We start from the raw sequence: 1,097 nt of genomic DNA on the forward strand, positions 1-1,097 counted from the left end.
TATAAGGGGTATCCACTTAGCTCCAGTGAAGGCAGAATAGCTGGATGGATATCCAGACTTTAGCGCCAACGCCCGGAAAAGACTACCCACAGACCTGGAACGAGTTCCTCGACTGGTTTGGCACCGAAGAGGCGTGTCTGACGTACCTGGAACGATTGCGCTGGTCCAGCGGATTTGTTTGCCCACGCTGCGGCTGCGCTGGGCAGGCCTATCGCGCCACGCGTGGCCGGCTGATGTGCCCGAGCTGCCAGCACCAGAGTTCGGTGACCGCCGGCACCATCTTCGACAAGACCCGCACGCCACTGCGCGTGTGGCTGGCTGCGGCCTGGTACCTGACCAACCAGAAGCAAGGTGTGAGCGCTTTGGGGTTGCAGCGCGTGCTGGGGCTGGGCAGCTACCAGACCGCGTGGACCATGCTGCACCGACTGCGTCGTGCCATGGTTCGCCCGGGCCGCGAGCAACTCAGGGGGTTGGTCGAAGTTGACGAGACCTACCTGTCCATCACGGACAGACAAGCCCCCATCTCTCCCAAAGGGCGCAAGAGCAGCACGAGCAAGGTGCTGGTGGTGATGGCAGTGGAGATGCTGGAGCCCAAGGGGTTTGGCCGCATCCGCCTGCGCCGCATTGCCAACGATTGCGCCTCGTGTGTGATGCCGTTCGTGCAGGAGGTCATCGAGCCAGGCGCACAGGTGCGCACGGACGGCTCGGCCGCCTATCGGTCGTTGACGGAGTTGGGCTTCATCCATCAGCGCACGGTCATGCTGGGCTCCGATGTCCCCGCCCATGTCTCGATGGCAGGAGTGCATCGGGTGGCCGCTCTGGTGCAACGCTGGATTCTGGGCACCCACCATGGCTCGGTGCAGCCCGAACACCTGGATGCCTATCTGGACGAGTTCGTGTTCCGTTTCAACCGCCGCACGTCCAACTCGCGGGGCCTGTTGTTCTACCGGTTGCTGCAACAAGCCGTCGCCACTGCACCGGTGACCTACCGCGATGTGGTGCGAAAGGCTTGAATGTTTGGGTGACGGCCATAGAATGCATGTACTGGGTATTTATCCAGCATCCAAGCGTCACTGGAGCTAAGTGGATACCCCTTT

1 protein-coding gene is annotated in these 1,097 nt (G+C 61.8%); it reads left to right on the forward strand.

Annotated elements, in window-relative coordinates; genetic code table 11:
- The first annotated feature begins 44 nt into the window (after positions 1-44).
- Positions 45-1,013 carry an IS1595 family transposase gene (locus THIARS_RS18025; protein WP_094159009.1) on the forward strand — a complete coding sequence of 323 codons (969 nt, stop codon included), beginning with the start codon at positions 45-47 and terminating at the stop codon, positions 1,011-1,013.
- The last annotated feature ends 84 nt before the right edge of the window (positions 1,014-1,097 follow it).

Source organism: Thiomonas delicata (genome assembly GCF_900088825.1).
GTDB lineage: Bacteria > Pseudomonadota > Gammaproteobacteria > Burkholderiales > Burkholderiaceae_C > Thiomonas_A > Thiomonas_A delicata.